Here is a 16,154-nt window from a genome sequence, read left to right as displayed (position 1 = left end):
GGCTCGCGCCTTACATCGCGCCTACAAGGGCAACGGTTTTCCGACCCGTGCTGGCTATCATTTAGCGATGCTCGAGACCCGCGCTTCCCGCGAATCCTGGTTGTTCTGGCTCACCGCGCTGCTGGTGATCGGGGCAGGGCTCGGGCTGCGCGATCCGTGGCCATCGGACGAACCGCGCTTCGCCCTGGTCGCCAGGCAGATGGTGGAAAGCGGCGAGTGGCTGTTCCCGCATCGCGGCAGCGAGCTGTATCCGGACAAGCCGCCGCTGTTCATGTGGTTGCAGGCGGCGGCGTACACCGTGCTGCGCGACTGGCGCGTCGCCTTCCTGCTGCCATCGCTGCTGGCCTCGCTCGGCACGCTGTGGTGCGTGGTGGATCTCGGCCGGCGGCTGTGGACGCGACGGGTCGGGCTGTATGCCGGCTGGGCGTTGCTGTTCGCGATCCAGTTCACCTACCAGGCGAAGAAGGCCCAGATTGATCCGCTGGTCACGTTCTGGATCACCCTGGCCAATTACGGCCTGCTGCGGCATTTCCTGCGCGGGCCCGACTGGCGGATGTGGGCGCTGGGCTGGTTTGCGGCCGGGCTGGGCACGATCAGCAAGGGCGTGGGCGCGATCGCGCTGCTGATGGCGCTGCCGGGCCTGTATGCGGTGCTGCGCGGCTGGTCTCCGCGTGCTTCGGCGCCGAGGCGTGGCGCCCGGGCGTGGTGGGGACCGGTGGCCTTCCTCGCGGCGGTGTCGCTGTGGCTGGTGCCGATGGTGATCGTGGCGACCGGCCACGCCGATCCTGCGTACCGCGCCTACATGGACAACATCCTGTTCCACCAGACCGCCGGACGCTACGGTGGTACCTGGTCGCATCCGCAGCCGCCCTGGTATTTCCTCGGCGTCATGTTGACCTGGGCGCCGGCGATCCTGGCGCTGCCCTGGGCGATTCCTGCATGGCGCCGACGGTTGCGCAGGCGCGATGCACGCTACCTGCTGCCGCTGGCGTGGTGGGCGCTGGTGCTGCTGTTCTTCAGCATTGCCAGCGGCAAGCGCGATGTCTACATCCTGCCCGCACTGCCGATGGCTTGCCTGGCGCTCGCCCCGCTGCTGCCCGGCATTCTTCGACGTGCCTGGCCGCGCCGGATCGCCCTGGGCTGGGCGGTGGCGTTCGCGCTGGCCATGCTCGGCGCGGGGCTTGCGATGCTGCTCGGCAATCCGGGCTTCGAACGCCGTCTGCTCGAAGCGCGCGGACTCGCGCCCGATGCGCAGGGGCTGGCATGGCTACTCACCGCCGTGGGCGTGTGGGGCTGCGCCGGACTGCTCTGGTTCGGCGTGCGACGACCGGTGGCGGCGATGCTTTCGGGCCTGGCGGGCCTGTGGCTGCTGTTCGGGCTGGTGGGTTATCCGGTGCTCAACGATGCGAGTTCGGCGCGTGCGTTGATGACTGCAGCCGGCCGGCAGATCGGGCCCGATGCGGAGCTGGGGCTGGTGGCGTGGAAGGAGCAAAACCTGCTGATGGCAGATCGCAAGGCGGTCGACTTCGGGTTCCGACAGCCGTGGGACGAGCAGCTGCGGCGCGGCACGGTATGGCTGGCCGGCGCGCCACAGCGGCGCTGGTTGTTGGTCGAAGGCCGTGCACTGGGCGCCTGCATCGATCGTGCGCGCAGCATCGAGATTGGTCGTTCCAATCGGCGCGACTGGTGGCTGGTGCCGCACGCGGCGGTGACCGGTCCCTGCACCAGGCCGCATGGCGCAGCGACGCAGGAAGAGGACCAGGACTGACGGCCGCCGCCGTGCAGATGCGATCATGCGCGGATGAAGAAATACCTGCTCTACGGGTCGGAACGTTACGCGCTGGCCATCCTCAGGCCGCTACAGGACGCCATCCGGCGGCGCGGCGGCGAAGCCGCGTGGTTTTTCGACGGCCCCGGCGCCGCCGACCTGGTCGAGGGCGAACGCCTGCTCGACGTGCGGGGCGTGCGTGATTGGAAGCCGGACGCGGTGCTCACGCCGGGCAACCACCTGCCGCATTTCTTTCCTGGAGTGAAGGTCGAGGTGTTCCATGGCTTCGATGCCGGTAAGCCGCGACATATCTACATCCGCGGATTCTTCGACCTGTACTGCACGACCGGGCCGCGCGACACCGCGCAGTTCCAGGCGCTGGCCGACAAGCTCGGCCATTTCAGCGTGGCCCAGACCGGCTGGCCCAAGCTCGATCCCATGTTTAAAAGGGATGCCCTGCGCGAGATCGCCGGGCCGCTGCCGCCGGTACGCGATCCGCCGGTGATCCTCTACCACTCGACCTTCTCGCCGTCGTGGAGCGCGGCGGAGACGCTGTACGGGGAAGTCCGGCGGCTCTCGCGCGACGGCCGCTGGAGATGGATCGTCACCTTTCACCCAAAGATGCCGGCCGAGACGGTGGCCAGGTACAAGGCGCTGCAGAACGAGCATCTGCGCTTCGCCGAGGACGACAACATCCTCGACCTGTTCCCCCAGGTCGACATGATGTGCTCGGACACCTCGTCCGCGCTGAGCGAGTTCCTGCTCACCGGCAAGCCGGTCGTGACCTTCCGCAACCGCCGCCCGGGGCCGCAACTGATCGACATCGACCAGGTCGACCAGTTCGAACCGGCGATCGCGCGCGCGCTGTCGCGACCGCCGGAGCTGATGGGGGCGATCGCAGAGTTCGGCCTGGCGATCCATCCGGATCGCGACGGACGCTCGAGCGAGCGTGTGCTCGATGCCATCGACGCGTTCATCGCCGGCGGCGGCCGCAACCGCCGCCCCAAGCCGGCGAACCTGTGGCGCAAGCTCAAGCTGCGCAGGCGGATCGGGTACTGGGGCCCGGCGCGGTGCTGAACGCCGCACGCGGGCAGGGCGGAGACGCAGCGTGAGCGGCATCGATGCGGTCGTCACCTGGGTCGACGGAAACGACCCCGCGCATCGCGCCAGGCTTTCGGCCTACCTGGCCTCGATCGGCGGCGAGGCGCCGCCGGTCGCCCGGGCGACGCGCTTTCATGACGCCGGCGAGATCGAGTACTGCATCGCCTCGATTCTGCGCCACGCGCCGTGGTTTCGCACCATCCACATCGTGACCGACGGACAGGTGCCGGCGCTGGTGGCGAAGCTGGCCGGGACGCGGTTCGCCGACCGGGTGCGGGTGGTCGACCATCGCGAGATCTTCGCCGGCTTCGAACAGCACCTTCCGACCTTCAACAGCCGCGCGATCATCAGCCTGCTGTGGCGGATCGAAGGCCTGGCCGAACGCTTCGTGTATTTCAACGACGACTTCAGCCTGCTGCGCCCGGTTGCCGAAACCGATTTTTTCCGCGACGGGAAGATGGTGCTGCGCGGCAAGTGGCTGCCGCAGTCGCGCTACCGGATCAATCGCCGGCTGGCGTCGCTGTGGAAACGCTGGCGCGGCGTCCAGGCCGATCGGGCCACTAACCACGATGCGCAGGAACTGAGCGCGCGCCTTGCCGGCTTTCCGCGCCGTTATTACCGCATGTACCACAACCCGTACCCGTTCCGGCGCTCGCGCCTGCAAGCGTTCTTCGATGCGCATCCCGATCTGCTGGAACGCAACGTGAGTTACCGGCTGCGGTCCTCCGAGCAGTTCAAGGCCGAAGTGCTGGCCGCGCACCTGGAGATTGCCCAGGACTGCGCGCTGCTGGACAACAGCCTGCACACGGTGCAGCTCAAGCCACGCCAGCAGTCGCCCATGCGGGTGCGCCACAAGATGGCGGGCGCCGATCGCGACGCGAACGCCGCATTCGCCTGCGTGCAGAGCCTGGAACTGGCGCCGGACGAACTGCGCGAGGAGATCCTGGCCTGGCTCGAGCGGCGCGCAGGGAACCTCGACACCGTGCTGGCGACGCAAGCGCAATCAGCGTAGGGCCGCGGCCGCTACCAGCGCAGCGGCCGATGCGCGATCTCGGCGGCCAGCCGTGCGTGCAGCGCTTCGGCCTGCGCAACGGACAGGAACCGGATCCGCAGCGGCGGTGCGAACGCGCCGGCGCCGGCGGTGTCGAGCCATAGCGAGGCCATGCCCAGGCGCCGGTCCAGCGGACCGCGACGCAGGCGCAGGGTCTGCAGCTTGTCGAGTTCGGCGAAGCGCCAATGGCGCGACCACCAGCCTTCGCGCACCGCGATCAGTTCGCCCTCGAAGGCGAAGCCTGCGCGCTGCGCATGGCGGTGCGCCGCCAGCAGCGACCACGGCAGCCACAGCAGACCCAGCAGGCCCCAGGTGCCGAAGTGGAAGCCGAGCACCGCCGTCGCCGCCAGGCCGACGGCCACGCCCGGAATCGCGAGCCGCCACCATGCGCGCGGGTGCAATGGCTGCCAGCCCTGCAGCGGCCAGTGCGCATGTTCGAGCAGATGCCTGACCAGCGCGTCGGCGCGATCGGGCGTGATCACCGGCGCCAGTTCGCGGAATGCGCGCTGTTCGGATTGCGCCTGCGCGGCGGCCGTATCGACCAGCAGCGCACGGCGGCGGAACAGCCGGTGCAACAGGCCTTCCCTGAGCGTCCATGCCTGGATGCGCCGGCGCGAGGCGCTGGTCCGCACACGCGTCAGCAGCCCGCGTGCGATGGTCAGGCGCGGCCCGGTTTCGGTCAGGCGGAAGCCGCTGTATTGCAACAGCGCCAGCGCGACCGAGAGCAGTTGCAGCAGCAATACCGCGGCCAGCACGAAGCCCGCCGTGGCCAGCACGTACTGGATCAGCCCCAGCTGGTGCAGATCCAGCCAACGCACCAGCGCGCGCGCGAACGCTTCCACCGGTTCGCCCAGCAGATCGGGATTGAGCTGGCTGATGGTGGCGAAGGCGGCACCCACCACCAGCATGCCGCGGTTGGAGATCATGCCCAGGCGGATCACTTCAGCCACGGGCAGATGCAGGAGCTCGTGTGCTTGTTCGACCTCGTGCGCAAGCTCCGCGTCCGCGTCTGGAGTGGCTGCGCCGGCAGCGGACGCCGCACGCGCATGCCGGCGGACCAGGGCTTCCAGCGCGGTGGCCTCCGACAGCCGCAGCACCCGCATTTCCGCCTCGGGCTTGCGCCCGCCGGCCGATTCCAGCCGCACCTCGGCCACGTCGAACAGCCGGTGCAGCAGGGTCTGGTGCAGGGCCACGTTGTGGATGCGCGCGAACGGGATCTGGCGCAGGCTGCGTTCGAACAGCCCACTGCGCACCACCAGGCTGTCGGCTTCGATCCGGTAGCGGTAGGTGAAGTACTGCCAGACCGAAATCAGCGCCAGCACGCCCACCGCGATCAGACCCCACAGCTCGTTGCGGTCGCCGCGGCCGAACACCAGCAGCACGATCAACGGCAGCAGGAACTGCTTGAGCTGCTGCACCAGCACGAACAGCCAGGACCAAGGGTGCAGCCTGCGTTCGGGCAGCGCGGGCTGCGGCACGTCCGCCTCAACGCCGGTCATGTTCCACCTGCCGCGCGAGCAGGTCGCGCAGCGCTTCGGCGTCGCCAGCGTCCAGACCGCCTACGTTCACCGCGCTGTCGCGGGTGCCGGCCGTGTGGATGACCAGCGTCGCCAGGCCGTAGCGCCGCTCCAGCGGGCCACGTCGCAGGTCCAGATGCTGGACCCGGTTCACCGGCACGCGCGTGTCGGACTGCCACATGCGGCCCTTGCGCAGCGAGAACCCGTCCGCATCCAGCAGCCAGCGGGTGTGCCGGTAGCGTCGCAGCCCCAGCCAGGCGCCGAACGCGGCGCCGAGCAGTGCGATCGCAAGGCTTGTGCTCCACGGATAAGGCAGGTCGAACACACGGGTCAGCACCCGCGCTGCGAACCCTGCCGGGAGGGCCAGCATGAGCCCGGACAGGACGAACAGGCTGCGCGCCTGCGGCGGCAGGCTGCGCCAGCCGGCGGAGGCGTCCGCACGGTGCCCCGGATCGATGGGTGGGGAAAGGGGATCGGGTTGGCTCATCGGCGCGTGTCGCGGTAGGGGTTCTCGGCGTGATCGCGCGAAGGCTTGAGCCGGAAGCGCTTGTAGGTCCACTGGTACTGGGCTAGGTCGCGGCGCGCGATGGCTTCGACCGCGGCGTTCAGCGCGGCGGTCGACAGCGCGGCGTCGGCTGCGCCGATCCCCGCCGGCGCCGGCTCGATATGCAGCGCGAATCCCAGCGCATCGTCGATCCGCTCGCACCATGCGAACAGCACCGCGGCCCCGCTGCGTTCGGCCAGGCGTCCGAGCAGGGTCATGGTGTAGGTCGGCAGGCCGAAGAACGGCGCGAGCACGCCATCGCCGGCCTTGGGCTGCTGGTCGGGCAGGATCCCGACCACGCCCCCGGCCTTCAGGATGCGGAACAGCTCGCGCACGCCGCGGCCGTCCGCGCGGACCTGGGTGACCCGGTCCTTCGGCTCGCCACGCTCGGGATGACCGGACCGGTCGGCACGCACGATCCGCAGGAACGCCTCACCCACAGCTGAATCCGGCGGCCGGTACAGGATCGCGAGTGGCGTGTGCGCAGCCAGCCATTGGTTGAGCAGCTCCCAGTTGCCATGATGCGGGGCGGCCACGATCACGCCCCGGCCTGCGGCGATTGCGGCATCGAATCCGGCGACGCCATGTTCCTCCCGGATCAGCGCCAGGTTTTCGGGGTGCGGTCGGGTCCACAGGCGCAGGGTTTCCAGCAGCTGGCGGGCGGTCGAGCGCAGCACCTCGCGCAGGAGCGCCGCGCGCTGCGCCGGTGGCCACTGCGGGCCGATCAGTTCCAGGTTGCGCCTGGCGACCCGCGCCTCGCGCGCGTCCAGCCGCAGCCAGAGCGCGGCCAGCGCGTCGGCCAGCGCGCGCAGCCAGGCCCAGGGCAACCGCGCGAAGGCGGCTGCGAGCCAGTACAGCAGGCGGGCAGCGAGCTTGGTCATCGGGCGAGTGTATCGGTCGGGACGGCGCGGTTCGGCGGTCGCGGTGGCGCACTACGCCGCCATCGGGTGGGTGCGACGCCACGGGCAACGCCGCACAATCGCGGCCCCGCAGTCGCCTTCCGTGCCCATGCTCTCCCTAATCCAGCGCGTCAGCCGGGCCCAGGTCGAAGTGGATGGCGAGATCGTCGGCAGGATCGGCCCGGGCCTGCTGGCCCTGGTGGGCGTGGAGCCGGATGACGGCGCCGCGCAGGTGGCCCGGATGCGCGAGCGCCTGCTGGGCTATCGCGTGTTCGCGGACGAGGCCGGACGCATGAACCGCTCGCTCGCCGACACCGGCGGCGGGCTGCTGCTGGTCAGCCAGTTCACCCTGGCCGCGGATACCCGCAGCGGCATGCGGCCGGGTTTCAGCACCGCGGCGCCACCTCCCGTGGCCGAGCGGATCTTCGGCGAACTGCTTGCGGAATGCCGTCAACATCACCCATCAGGCGTTGAAACCGGGCGTTTCGGTGCGCATATGGTGGTCAGCCTGGTCAACGATGGCCCGGTGACCTTCCTGCTTCGGGCCTGAGGCTCGGTGGGGCTGGAAAAACTGCATCCGGGCGCCCATATGGCCTTCCCGGCACGTGGCCTCCGAGCTTGATCGCCTTCCACGTCACCCCCAGCGCCCGTCACGCGATGTCCGGTTCCGGCCGGATGCCCCGTCCGCGCGGGTATAATGGTTAGTTCACTTCGCACGATTCTTCCGGTACCTGATTCCATGGCCAACGCCCAAGAACGGCAGACTGCCCCGCAGTCCGACATCAAGCTGCTGATCAGCAAAGGCCTCGAGCAGGGGTATCTGACCTATGCCGAGGTCAACGACCACCTGCCCGACGACATGGTCGATCCGGAGCAGATCGAAGACATCATCGGCATGATCAACGGCATGGGCATCGAGGTGCACGAGATCGCGCCCGACGCCGAGACCCTGCTGCTGGCCGGCACCTCCGGCAGCGGCCGCGAGGTCGACGACACCGCCGCCGAGGAAGCCGCCGCCACTCTGTCCGCGCTCGATGCCGAAGGTGGCCGCACCACCGATCCGGTGCGTATGTACATGCGCGAGATGGGCACGGTGGAGCTGCTCACCCGCGAGGGCGAGATCGCCATCGCCAAGCGCATCGAGGAAGGCCTCAACCAGATGCTTTCCTCGCTGGCCAGCTTCCCCTGGTCGGTCGAATTGCTGCTCGAGGACTACGAACTGCACAAGGCCGGCAAGAAGCGCCTGGCCGAAATCGTGGTCGGCTTCAACGACGGCATCGACGACGAGCCGCTGCCACCGCCGGCTGCGAAGGAAGAAGTGGACGCCGACGCGCTCGACGACGCGGACGACGCCGACGATGCCGAGGCCGAGGAAGCCGGTCCCACCGGCCCGGATCCGGTCGAGGTCGCGCGCCGCTTCGACGAACTCGGCGCGCTCTACGCCAAGTTCCAGAAGTCCTACGCCAAGAACGGCCCCAGCGCCAAGCCGGTCACCAAGCTGCGCGAGGAGATGGCAGAGCTGTTCATGACCCTCAAGCTGCCGCTGCCGCTGACCGATACCCTGGTCCGCAAGTTGCGCGACGTGCTGGCGCAGATCAAGGAACACGAACGCCGCATCCTGGATCTGTCGACCAAGGTCGCCAAGATGCCGCGCAAGGACTTCATCCGCGCCTGGGAAGGCAACCAGACCAATCTGCACTGGGTCGACGACGTCCTCAAGCGCAAGCAGAAGTGGTCGTCTGGCCTGCGCGAGGTCAAGGACCAGATCGTCGCCGAACAGGAAGCCACCATCGCGATCGAAAGCGCGATGCGCGTGACCCTGGGCGACATCAAGGACATCAGCCGGCAGATGGCCTACGGCGAAGCCAAGGCGCGCAAGGCCAAGAAGGAGATGGTCGAGGCCAACCTGCGCCTGGTGATCTCCATCGCCAAGAAGTACACCAACCGCGGCCTGCAGTTCCTCGACCTGATCCAGGAAGGCAACATCGGCCTGATGAAGGCGGTCGACAAGTTCGAATACCGCCGCGGCTACAAGTTCTCGACCTATGCGACCTGGTGGATCCGCCAGGCGATCACCCGTTCGATCGCCGACCAGGCGCGCACCATCCGCATCCCGGTGCACATGATCGAGACGATCAACAAGCTCAACCGCATTTCCCGGCAGATGCTCCAGCAGTACGGCCGCGAGGCCACGCCCGAGGAGCTGGCCAAGGAAATGGACATGCCCGAGGACAAGATCCGCAAGGTGATGAAGATCGCGAAGGAGCCGATCTCGATGGAGACCCCGATCGGCGACGACGAGGACTCGCACCTGGGCGACTTCATCGAGGACACCAATGTCGAATCGCCGATCGACGCCACCACCAACACCAACCTGATGGAAACGGTGCGTGACGTGCTGGCGGGACTGACTCCGCGCGAGGCCAAGGTGCTGCGCATGCGCTTCGGCATCGACATGAACACCGACCACACCCTGGAAGAGGTCGGCAAGCAGTTCGACGTCACCCGCGAGCGCATCCGCCAGATCGAGGCCAAGGCGCTGCGCAAGCTGCGCCATCCGAGCCGTTCCGAGACGCTGCGCAGCTTCCTCGATATCGAATAACGCGCCGCACTGGCGGCGCCAGATAAAAAGCCCCGCATCGCGGGGCTTCTTTGTGTCGGGCGCGCAGGCGTCCGCATCGCGCGTGCGGCCGATACCGGCGTGAATGCGTTTCTTACACCGTGCGCGCGCACGATCCGTATAGTGCGCGGCGAACCCATCCCCCGGGGTAAGCGCGTGCGTCGTCGTGATGTGATCCTGTCCGGTCTGTCGCTGCCGCTGATGGCGGCGTTCGGTGGTGGAAGAGCGTTCGCAGCCCAGGGCGCGGCCGCGCAGCCGGCCGCCGCCGAGGCCTTCGATGCCGATACGGTGGCGCGGCTGGCGCGGTCGCTGGCGGCGCAGCCGTACCGGCCGCCGAACCTGCAGTTGCCCCCGGAACTGGCCGGCCTGGACTACGACCAGTACCGCGACTACCGGTTCCGCGCCGACCATGCGCTGTGGCGCGGGACCGCCTCGCCGTTCCAGGCGCAGTTCTTCCACCGCGGATGGACCGCCAAGGCCCGGGTCGATCTGTACGAAGTGGTCGATGGACGCGCATCGCCCATCCCGTATTCGCCCGACATGTTCACCTACGGCAAGTCGCCGGTGCCGAAATCGCGCGACCTCGGCTTCGCCGGGTTCCGCCTGCACGGCCCGGTCAACCGCGCCGACTACCTGGACGAGTTCGCGGTGTTTCAGGGCGCGAGCTACTTCCGCGCCGTGGCCAGGGGCCAGGCCTATGGCCTGTCGGCACGCGGACTGGCGCTGAGGACCGGCGATCCGGAGCCGGAGGAATTCCCCGCGTTCACGACCTTCTGGCTCGAACGTCCCGCACTGGGCGCCGACGCGGTCGTGGTGCACGCGCTGCTGGACGGCCCCAGCGCAGCGGCCGCGTTGCGCTTCCGGATCCGCCCCGGCACGCAAACCGTGTTCGATGTCGACATGCGCTTGTATCCGCGGGTGGAACTGGCGCGCGCCGGCATCGCGCCGCTGACCAGCATGTTCCAGTTCGACGCCGGCGATCGCCTGGGCATCGACGACTACCGGCCGGCGGTGCACGACTCCGATGGACTGGCCATGCTCAACGGCAACAACGAGCAGCTGTGGCGGCCGCTGTCCAATCCGGCGGCGCTGCAGATGAGTACCTTCCAGGACAGCGCCGTGCGCGGCTTCGGGCTGATGCAGCGCAAGCGCGCCTTCACCGACTACATGGACGCAGAGGCCAATTACCAGAAGCGCCCGAGCCTGTGGGTGGAACCGGTCGGCGACTGGGGAGCCGGCGCGGTGGTGCTGGTCGAAATCCCGACTGCCGACGAATACCACGACAACATCGTTGCGTTCTGGCGCCCCGCACAGCCGTTCGCGGCCGGGCGCGAATACCGCTTTCGCTATCGCCTGCACTGGTGCGACGAACACAGCTGGCAGCCGGACCTTGCGCTGGTCGCGGCCACTCGCATCGGCGCGGTGCCCAAGTTCGAGCAGCCCGACCGGCCCGATGCGCGCCTGATCGTGCTGGAGCTGGCCGGCGGGCGAATGGCGAAGCTGCCGGCCGACGCCAAGGGCATCGAGCCGGTGGTGACCGCGTCCAAGGGCCAGGTGCGCAACGCGGTGGTCTACCGCAACGATGCGGTCGGGCACTGGCGGCTGAGCTTCGAACTGGTGCCGGGCAAGCACACCGAGATCGAACTGCAGGCGCATCTGCGCGACGCGCAGGGACGGTTGTCGGAAACCTGGCTGTATCGATGGAATCCGTAGTCGCAGCGACGGCCCCACCCTCGCCGGCAGCCCCGGGCGACTGGCTGCCCGCGGAGACCCCGCTGCCGATGCCGATCCAGTCGCTGCGCGAGGGAAGGCTCGCGCGCACGTCGCTGCCGTCGATGCCCGCCGGCATGTGGCTGCGCCGGGTATGCGTGATCGGGGTGACCGCGGCGCTGACCCTGACCGCCGCCTACCAGATCTGGTGGCTGCTGCGCGGACAGGGCACCGATGTGCTGGAAGGGCTATTGCTGCTGCTGTTCGTGGCGCTGTTCGCGTGGATCGCGCAGTCCTTCGTCAGCGCGCTGGCCGGATTCGTCAACGTGCTGGCGCATCCGCATGTGCGCCTGGGCCTGTCGCCGCACGATCCGCTGCCGGTGCCCGCCTCGCGCACGGCGTTACTGATGCCCACCTACAACGAGGCTCCCGATCGGCTGCTGGCGGGGCTGCAGGCGATGTACGAGTCGGTCGCAGCGACCGGCCATGGCGGGCGGTTCGATTTCTTCGTGCTCAGCGATACCACCCGGCCCGAGATCCAGGCCGAGGAGGAAGCCGCGTTCGCCGTCCTGCGCCAGCGGCTCGGCGACGGTGCGCGGCTGTTCTACCGGCGCCGTGCCGACAATGCCGAGCGCAAGGCCGGCAATATCGCCGAATGGGTGCGCCGCTTCGGTGCGGCGTATCCGCACATGCTGATCCTGGATGCGGACAGCCTGATGACCGGCGACACGATCGTGCGCCTGGCGGCGGCGATGGAGCGGCATCCCGACGTGGCGCTGATCCAGACCTTCCCCGTCGTGGTCAACGGCAACACCCTGTTCGCGCGCATGCAGCAGTTCTCCGGACGCGTGTACGGACCGATCGTTGCGCATGGCATCGCCTGGTGGCATGGCGCCGAGAGCAACTACTGGGGACACAACGCGATCATCCGCACCGCTGCCTTCGCCGCGCAGGCCGGCCTGCCGGAACTGCGCGGGGTCAGGCCGTTCCGCGGCACCGTGCTCAGCCACGACTTCGTCGAGGCCGCGCTGTTGCGGCGCGGCGGCTGGGCGCTGTACATGGTGCCCGGCCTGGGTGGCAGCTACGAGGAAGGGCCGCCTTCGCTCACCGACATGCTGGTGCGCGATCGCCGCTGGTGCCAGGGCAATCTGCAGCACGGCGCGGTGTTGCCGGCGCGCGGATTGCACTGGGTCAACCGCTGGCACCTGCTGATCGGAATCGGCCAGTATTTCACCGCGCCGATGTGGGCGCTGCTGATGCTGATCGGCATCGCCATCCCGTTGCATCACGCCATGCTGTCGGAACCGGCGTCCGCCACCGCCGGATTCTCGCCGGTCGCGTTCTGGCGCGAGCAGGATCCGCAGCGTTTCGTGTGGGTGTTCGTGTTCACCATGACCATCCTGATGGCGCCCAAGCTGCTCGGCTATGTGGCCATGCTGTTCGATCGCGAGCTGCGGCGCGGATGCGGCGGCACGATCAGGGCGCTGCTGAGCATGCTGCTGGAGACGCTGATCGCCGCACTGATGGCCCCGATCACGATGTACGTGCAGGCGCGCGGCGTGGCCGAAGTGCTGGCCGGACGCGATTCGGGCTGGGAACCGCAGCGCCGCGACGACGGCAGCCTGCCGCTGTCGGGATTGCTGCGCAGCTACGGCGGCACGACCCTGCTGGGCGTGCTGATGGCTGCGATCGCGTATGCGGTTTCGCCGGCGCTCGCGGCCTGGATGGCACCGGTGATCGCCGGTCTAGCGCTGTCGATACCGATCGTGGCGCTGACCTCGGCGCGTGGGCCGGGCCGCGTACTCCGCCGCCTGGGCCTGTTCCAGATTCCCGAGGAAGTGACGCCGCCGCAGGTGCTGGCCCGCGCCTCCACGCTGCGGGCCGGCACCGGGAGCTGAGCTGCGATCCGAACGCGTCAGGCGTCGTAGAAGAACTGCTCGCGCACGATCTTGCCGTCGCGCACTTGGTAGACGCAGATTTCCTCCATCTGCATCCGGCCGCGCCCCTTGAAGGTCGCATCCATCGTCAGCGGCAACGCGAACCAGTTACCGGCCACGATCGGCTCGCCGACGCTGCCATCGTGCACCTGTTCGAGCCCTTCCGACCAGGCTTGGCTCTTCGCCCTGATCGCGTCCAGGCCCCTCACGTTGCCGAGCGGGCCTTCGGCCATCGCCGGCATCTCGATGTTCTCGGCGTCGGCGGCGAACAACTCGTCGTAGACCTGTTCGTACTTGCCTTCACGGCAAAGTTCGACCAGGCGGTCGGCGATCTGTCGTGTGCTCATGCGCATGCTCCTCGGTGGGAGGCGCAGCATGCGTCCGCGCTGCTGACATCCTGGTGTCAGCAGCCCGCGATCGTTGCGCATGCCCGACTGGCGCACGGCGGCGTACTGCCCGGAGCGCGTGTCGCATGGTAGTTTCCCGCGGACCGCAGCTGACGGGAACGGAGAATGGAATGCGCAAGGCAAACGGCGGCACGGTCGCGCTGGGCATGCTGGCGATGATGGTTGGCATGGCAACCGCCGATGCGGCCGATGTGACGACCGCAGCGGGGGAACGCGCCTACGCCGCGGTCGATCCGTTCATCGGCACCGGGGGCGAAGGCCACACCTTTCCCGGCGCAGTGGTGCCGTTCGGCATGGTGCAGCTGAGCCCCGATACCCGCATCCAGCCGCGCAAGGACGCCTACGGCTGGGCCGCGGGCTACCGCCACAGCGACGACACCATCGTTGGCTTCTCGCATACGCATTTCTCCGGCACCGGGCATTCCGACCTGGGCGACATCCTGCTGATGCCGGTGTCGGGCGAGTCCAAGCTCGAGCGCGGTGACCCGGCCCAGCCGGGTAGTGGTTACACCTCGCGCTACGCGCACGACACCGAGCAGGCCGAACCCGGGTACTACGCGGTCACCCTGGCCGATCACGCAGTGCGCGCCGAGCTCACCGCGACCGCGCGCGTCGGCGTGCATCGCTACGCGTTCCCGCAGGGCGAACCCGCACACGTGATCGTGGATCTGCGCACCTCGATGTACGACTACCCGGGCAAGGTCCTGTGGTCGCGCCTGCGCGTGCATGCCGATGGCACCATCACGGGTTTTCGCGAAACCCGCGGCTGGGCGCCGGGGCGGCAGCTGCACTTCGCCCTGCGCTTTTCGCAGCCGCTCAACGCTCATGCGCTGCACGACACCGAGCAGGACGTTCCGTACAAGGGCTTTCCGCCGCCGGGCGACAAGGATCCCAGCCAGCGCGCGCAGATCGAAGGACGCCAGCTGGTCGCGCGCTTCGACTTCGGCGACCTGCGCGGCAAGCCGCTGCTGGCCAAGCTCGCGATCTCCCCGGTGAGCGAAGCCGGCGCGATCGCCAACCTCGATGCCGAAGTGCCGGAGTGGGATTTCGACGGCGTACGCCTTGCCGCGAAACAGGCCTGGGCCGAGGCGCTCGGCGTGGTCGATGCGCAGGGCAGCGAGGACCAGCGCAGGAGTTTCTATACGGCCCTCTATCACGCGTTCATGGGGCCGAGCCTGTTCATGGACGTCGACGGCCGCTACCGCGGCCCGGACAACGCCGTGCATGAAGCCAAAGGATTCACCCACTACTCGACCTTTTCGCTGTGGGACACGTACCGTGCCCTGCATCCGCTGCTGACCATCGTGCAGCCGGAGCGGCGCAATGCCGACTTCGTCAACTCGCTGCTCGCCGCGCAGCGCCACAGCCCCTATGGCGTGTTGCCGATCTGGTCGTTCCACGGCCTGGAGACGTGGTGCATGATCGGCTATCACGCGGTACCGGTGATTGCGGACGCATACCTGAAGGGTATCCGCGGATTTGATGCCGACGCGGCGCTCGCGGCCATGGTCGCCAGCGCCAGCTACGGTCCCTACGACGGCATCCGCCAGTACATGGAGCTGGGGTACGTGCCGATCGACGAGGAAGGCGAAGCGGCCTCCAAGACGCTCGAATACGCCTTCGATGACTGGACCATCCACCGCATGGCCGAGGCGATGGGCCGCGATGATGTCGCTTCTGCGTTCGCCAAGCGCGCTGCCAACTGGAAGCACGCCTTCGACCCCGAGACCGGCTTCATGCGCGCGCGCAAGCGCGATGGCGCGTTCCGCACGCCGTTCGATCCGGATGCCAGCGGCTACGGCACCGATTACACCGAGGGCAACGCCTGGCAGTACTCGTGGTACGTGCCGCAGGATGTGGCCGGGCTGGCGCAGGCGCACGGCGGCGCCGACCCGCTGCTGGCCAGGCTCGATGAGGTCTTCGACGCGAAGGTCGACCCGAAGGTGTTCGAGCACATGGAGGACATCACCGGGCTGATCGGCTGGTACGCGCACGGCAACGAACCCAGCCATCACGTGGCCTATCTGTATGCGCATGCCGGACAGCCGTGGCGCACCCAGGCGCGGCTGAAGCAGATCATGGACACCCAGTACAAGCCCACGCCAGAGGGCCTGGCCGGCAACGACGACCTGGGCCAGATGTCGGCCTGGTACGTGTTCACCGCGCTCGGCTTCTATCCGGTGGCGCCGGGCAGCAACGAATACATCCTGGGCCGCCCGTTCCTGCCAAGCGCCACCCTGCGCCTGCCCAACGGCAAGCGCTTCACGGTGATCGCCGACAGGCTCGACGATGCGCACACCTATGTCGGCAGCGTCAGCCTCAACGGCAAGCCACTCGCGCGCGCCTTCCTGCGCCACGAGGAACTGATGGCCGGCGGCGAACTGCGCTTCACCATGCAGGCCGAGCCGAACCGCGACTGGCCCGGGGCGGGCGCCGAGCATCCGTATTCCATGTCGATGCGGTGAGTTCCCCGCCGGGAACACGGCGATCGCCGATGGCCTAGAATTTCTGCGCTGTGCGGGCCTATAGCTCAATGGTTAGAGCAGAGGACTCATAATCCTTTGGTTCCAGGTTCGAGTCCTGGTGGGCCCACCACTGCG

General features: G+C 68.5%; 12 protein-coding genes and 1 tRNA gene. 9 read left to right on the top strand and 4 right to left on the bottom strand.

Going from position 1 to position 16,154, the window contains the following annotated elements:
- Window positions 1–67 precede the first annotated feature (67 nt).
- The 3 genes from MC375_RS03075 to MC375_RS03065 are packed head-to-tail and all read left to right on the top strand — an operon-like array spanning window position 68 to window position 3,881.
- Window positions 68–1,768, top strand: a complete 1,701-nt coding sequence (locus MC375_RS03075; protein WP_242101802.1) for a glycosyltransferase family 39 protein — start codon at window positions 68–70, stop codon at window positions 1,766–1,768.
- Window positions 1,769–1,801: 33 nt separating this feature from the next.
- Window positions 1,802–2,845, top strand: coding sequence for a CDP-glycerol glycerophosphotransferase family protein (locus MC375_RS03070; RefSeq protein ID WP_242101801.1), 1,044 nt, complete (start codon window positions 1,802–1,804; stop codon window positions 2,843–2,845).
- Window positions 2,846–2,876: 31 nt separating this feature from the next.
- Window positions 2,877–3,881 carry a stealth family protein gene (locus tag MC375_RS03065; RefSeq protein WP_242101800.1) on the top strand — a complete coding sequence of 335 codons (1,005 nt, stop codon included), beginning with the start codon at window positions 2,877–2,879 and terminating at the stop codon, window positions 3,879–3,881.
- Window positions 3,882–3,892: 11 nt separating this feature from the next.
- Here MC375_RS03065 and MC375_RS03060 read toward each other — a convergent pair whose 3' ends face one another.
- Genes MC375_RS03060 through MC375_RS03050 form a run of 3 tightly spaced genes read right to left on the bottom strand, consistent with a single transcriptional unit; the run spans window position 3,893 to window position 6,862 of the window.
- A complete protein-coding gene (locus tag MC375_RS03060) occupies window positions 3,893–5,419 on the bottom strand; it encodes a PH domain-containing protein (protein WP_242101799.1) in 1,527 nt (508 codons plus the stop codon).
- Window positions 5,406–5,924 (bottom strand): PH domain-containing protein, encoded by a 519-nt coding sequence (locus MC375_RS03055; RefSeq protein ID WP_242101798.1) that lies wholly within the window; start codon window positions 5,922–5,924, stop codon window positions 5,406–5,408. The genes MC375_RS03060 and MC375_RS03055 overlap by 14 nt, the downstream gene beginning before the upstream one ends.
- Window positions 5,921–6,862 carry a lauroyl acyltransferase gene (locus MC375_RS03050; protein ID WP_242101797.1) on the bottom strand — a complete coding sequence of 314 codons (942 nt, stop codon included), beginning with the start codon at window positions 6,860–6,862 and terminating at the stop codon, window positions 5,921–5,923. The genes MC375_RS03055 and MC375_RS03050 overlap by 4 nt, the downstream gene beginning before the upstream one ends.
- A 127-nt stretch (window positions 6,863–6,989) precedes the next feature.
- On the opposite strand from MC375_RS03050, the gene dtd reads away from it, so the two are divergent.
- The 4 genes from dtd (at window position 6,990) to mdoH (ending at window position 13,108) form a co-directional block, all read left to right on the top strand.
- Window positions 6,990–7,430, top strand: a complete 441-nt coding sequence (gene dtd, locus MC375_RS03045) for a D-aminoacyl-tRNA deacylase (RefSeq protein ID WP_242101796.1) — start codon at window positions 6,990–6,992, stop codon at window positions 7,428–7,430.
- 189 nt (window positions 7,431–7,619) lie between these two features.
- Window positions 7,620–9,482: an RNA polymerase sigma factor RpoD gene (gene rpoD, locus MC375_RS03040; protein WP_242101795.1), complete on the top strand. Its 1,863-nt coding sequence runs from the start codon at window positions 7,620–7,622 to the stop codon at window positions 9,480–9,482.
- Between the two features lie 174 nt (window positions 9,483–9,656).
- Window positions 9,657–11,213, top strand: a complete 1,557-nt coding sequence (locus MC375_RS03035) for a glucan biosynthesis protein (RefSeq protein ID WP_242101794.1) — start codon at window positions 9,657–9,659, stop codon at window positions 11,211–11,213.
- Window positions 11,201–13,108: a glucans biosynthesis glucosyltransferase MdoH gene (mdoH, locus tag MC375_RS03030; protein ID WP_242101793.1), complete on the top strand. Its 1,908-nt coding sequence runs from the start codon at window positions 11,201–11,203 to the stop codon at window positions 13,106–13,108. Before MC375_RS03035 ends, mdoH begins: the two co-directional genes overlap by 13 nt.
- A gap of 17 nt (window positions 13,109–13,125) precedes the next feature.
- On the opposite strand, the gene MC375_RS03025 is transcribed toward mdoH, so the two are convergent.
- Complete coding sequence (locus tag MC375_RS03025) at window positions 13,126–13,494, bottom strand: nuclear transport factor 2 family protein (protein WP_242101792.1); 369 nt, start codon at window positions 13,492–13,494, stop codon at window positions 13,126–13,128.
- 215 nt (window positions 13,495–13,709) lie between these two features.
- Here MC375_RS03025 and MC375_RS03020 point away from each other — a divergent pair, with 215 nt between their 5' ends.
- Both MC375_RS03020 and MC375_RS03015 read left to right on the top strand, forming a co-directional pair.
- A complete protein-coding gene (locus MC375_RS03020; RefSeq protein ID WP_242102939.1) occupies window positions 13,710–16,019 on the top strand; it encodes a GH92 family glycosyl hydrolase in 2,310 nt (769 codons plus the stop codon).
- A 54-nt stretch (window positions 16,020–16,073) separates the two neighbouring features.
- Window positions 16,074–16,149, top strand: a tRNA-Ile gene (locus tag MC375_RS03015).
- Window positions 16,150–16,154 lie beyond the last annotated feature (5 nt).

This window comes from Lysobacter sp. M2-1, from assembly GCF_022662495.1.
In the GTDB taxonomy this organism is placed as follows: Bacteria; Pseudomonadota; Gammaproteobacteria; order Xanthomonadales; family Xanthomonadaceae; genus JAKPBU01.
The sequence above is the reverse complement of the archived record's forward strand: the minus strand, read 5'-3'. Positions and strand labels throughout refer to the sequence as shown.

Bases quoted from the DNA above. Each gene is read 5' to 3' on its own strand.
- rpoD (WP_242101795.1), top strand. From the start codon at position 7,620: ATGGCCAACGCCCAAGAACGGCAGACTGCCCCGCAGTCCGACATCAAG.
- mdoH (WP_242101793.1), top strand. From the start codon at position 11,201: ATGGAATCCGTAGTCGCAGCGACGGCCCCACCCTCGCCGGCAGCCCCG.
- MC375_RS03025 (WP_242101792.1), bottom strand. From the start codon at position 13,494: ATGAGCACACGACAGATCGCCGACCGCCTGGTCGAACTTTGCCGTGAA.
- MC375_RS03055 (WP_242101798.1), bottom strand. From the start codon at position 5,924: ATGAGCCAACCCGATCCCCTTTCCCCACCCATCGATCCGGGGCACCGT.
- MC375_RS03075 (WP_242101802.1), top strand. From the start codon at position 68: ATGCTCGAGACCCGCGCTTCCCGCGAATCCTGGTTGTTCTGGCTCACC.
- MC375_RS03070 (WP_242101801.1), top strand. From the start codon at position 1,802: ATGAAGAAATACCTGCTCTACGGGTCGGAACGTTACGCGCTGGCCATC.
- MC375_RS03020 (WP_242102939.1), top strand. From the start codon at position 13,710: ATGATGGTTGGCATGGCAACCGCCGATGCGGCCGATGTGACGACCGCA.
- MC375_RS03060 (WP_242101799.1), bottom strand. From the start codon at position 5,419: ATGACCGGCGTTGAGGCGGACGTGCCGCAGCCCGCGCTGCCCGAACGC.
- MC375_RS03050 (WP_242101797.1), bottom strand. From the start codon at position 6,862: ATGACCAAGCTCGCTGCCCGCCTGCTGTACTGGCTCGCAGCCGCCTTC.
- dtd (WP_242101796.1), top strand. From the start codon at position 6,990: ATGCTCTCCCTAATCCAGCGCGTCAGCCGGGCCCAGGTCGAAGTGGAT.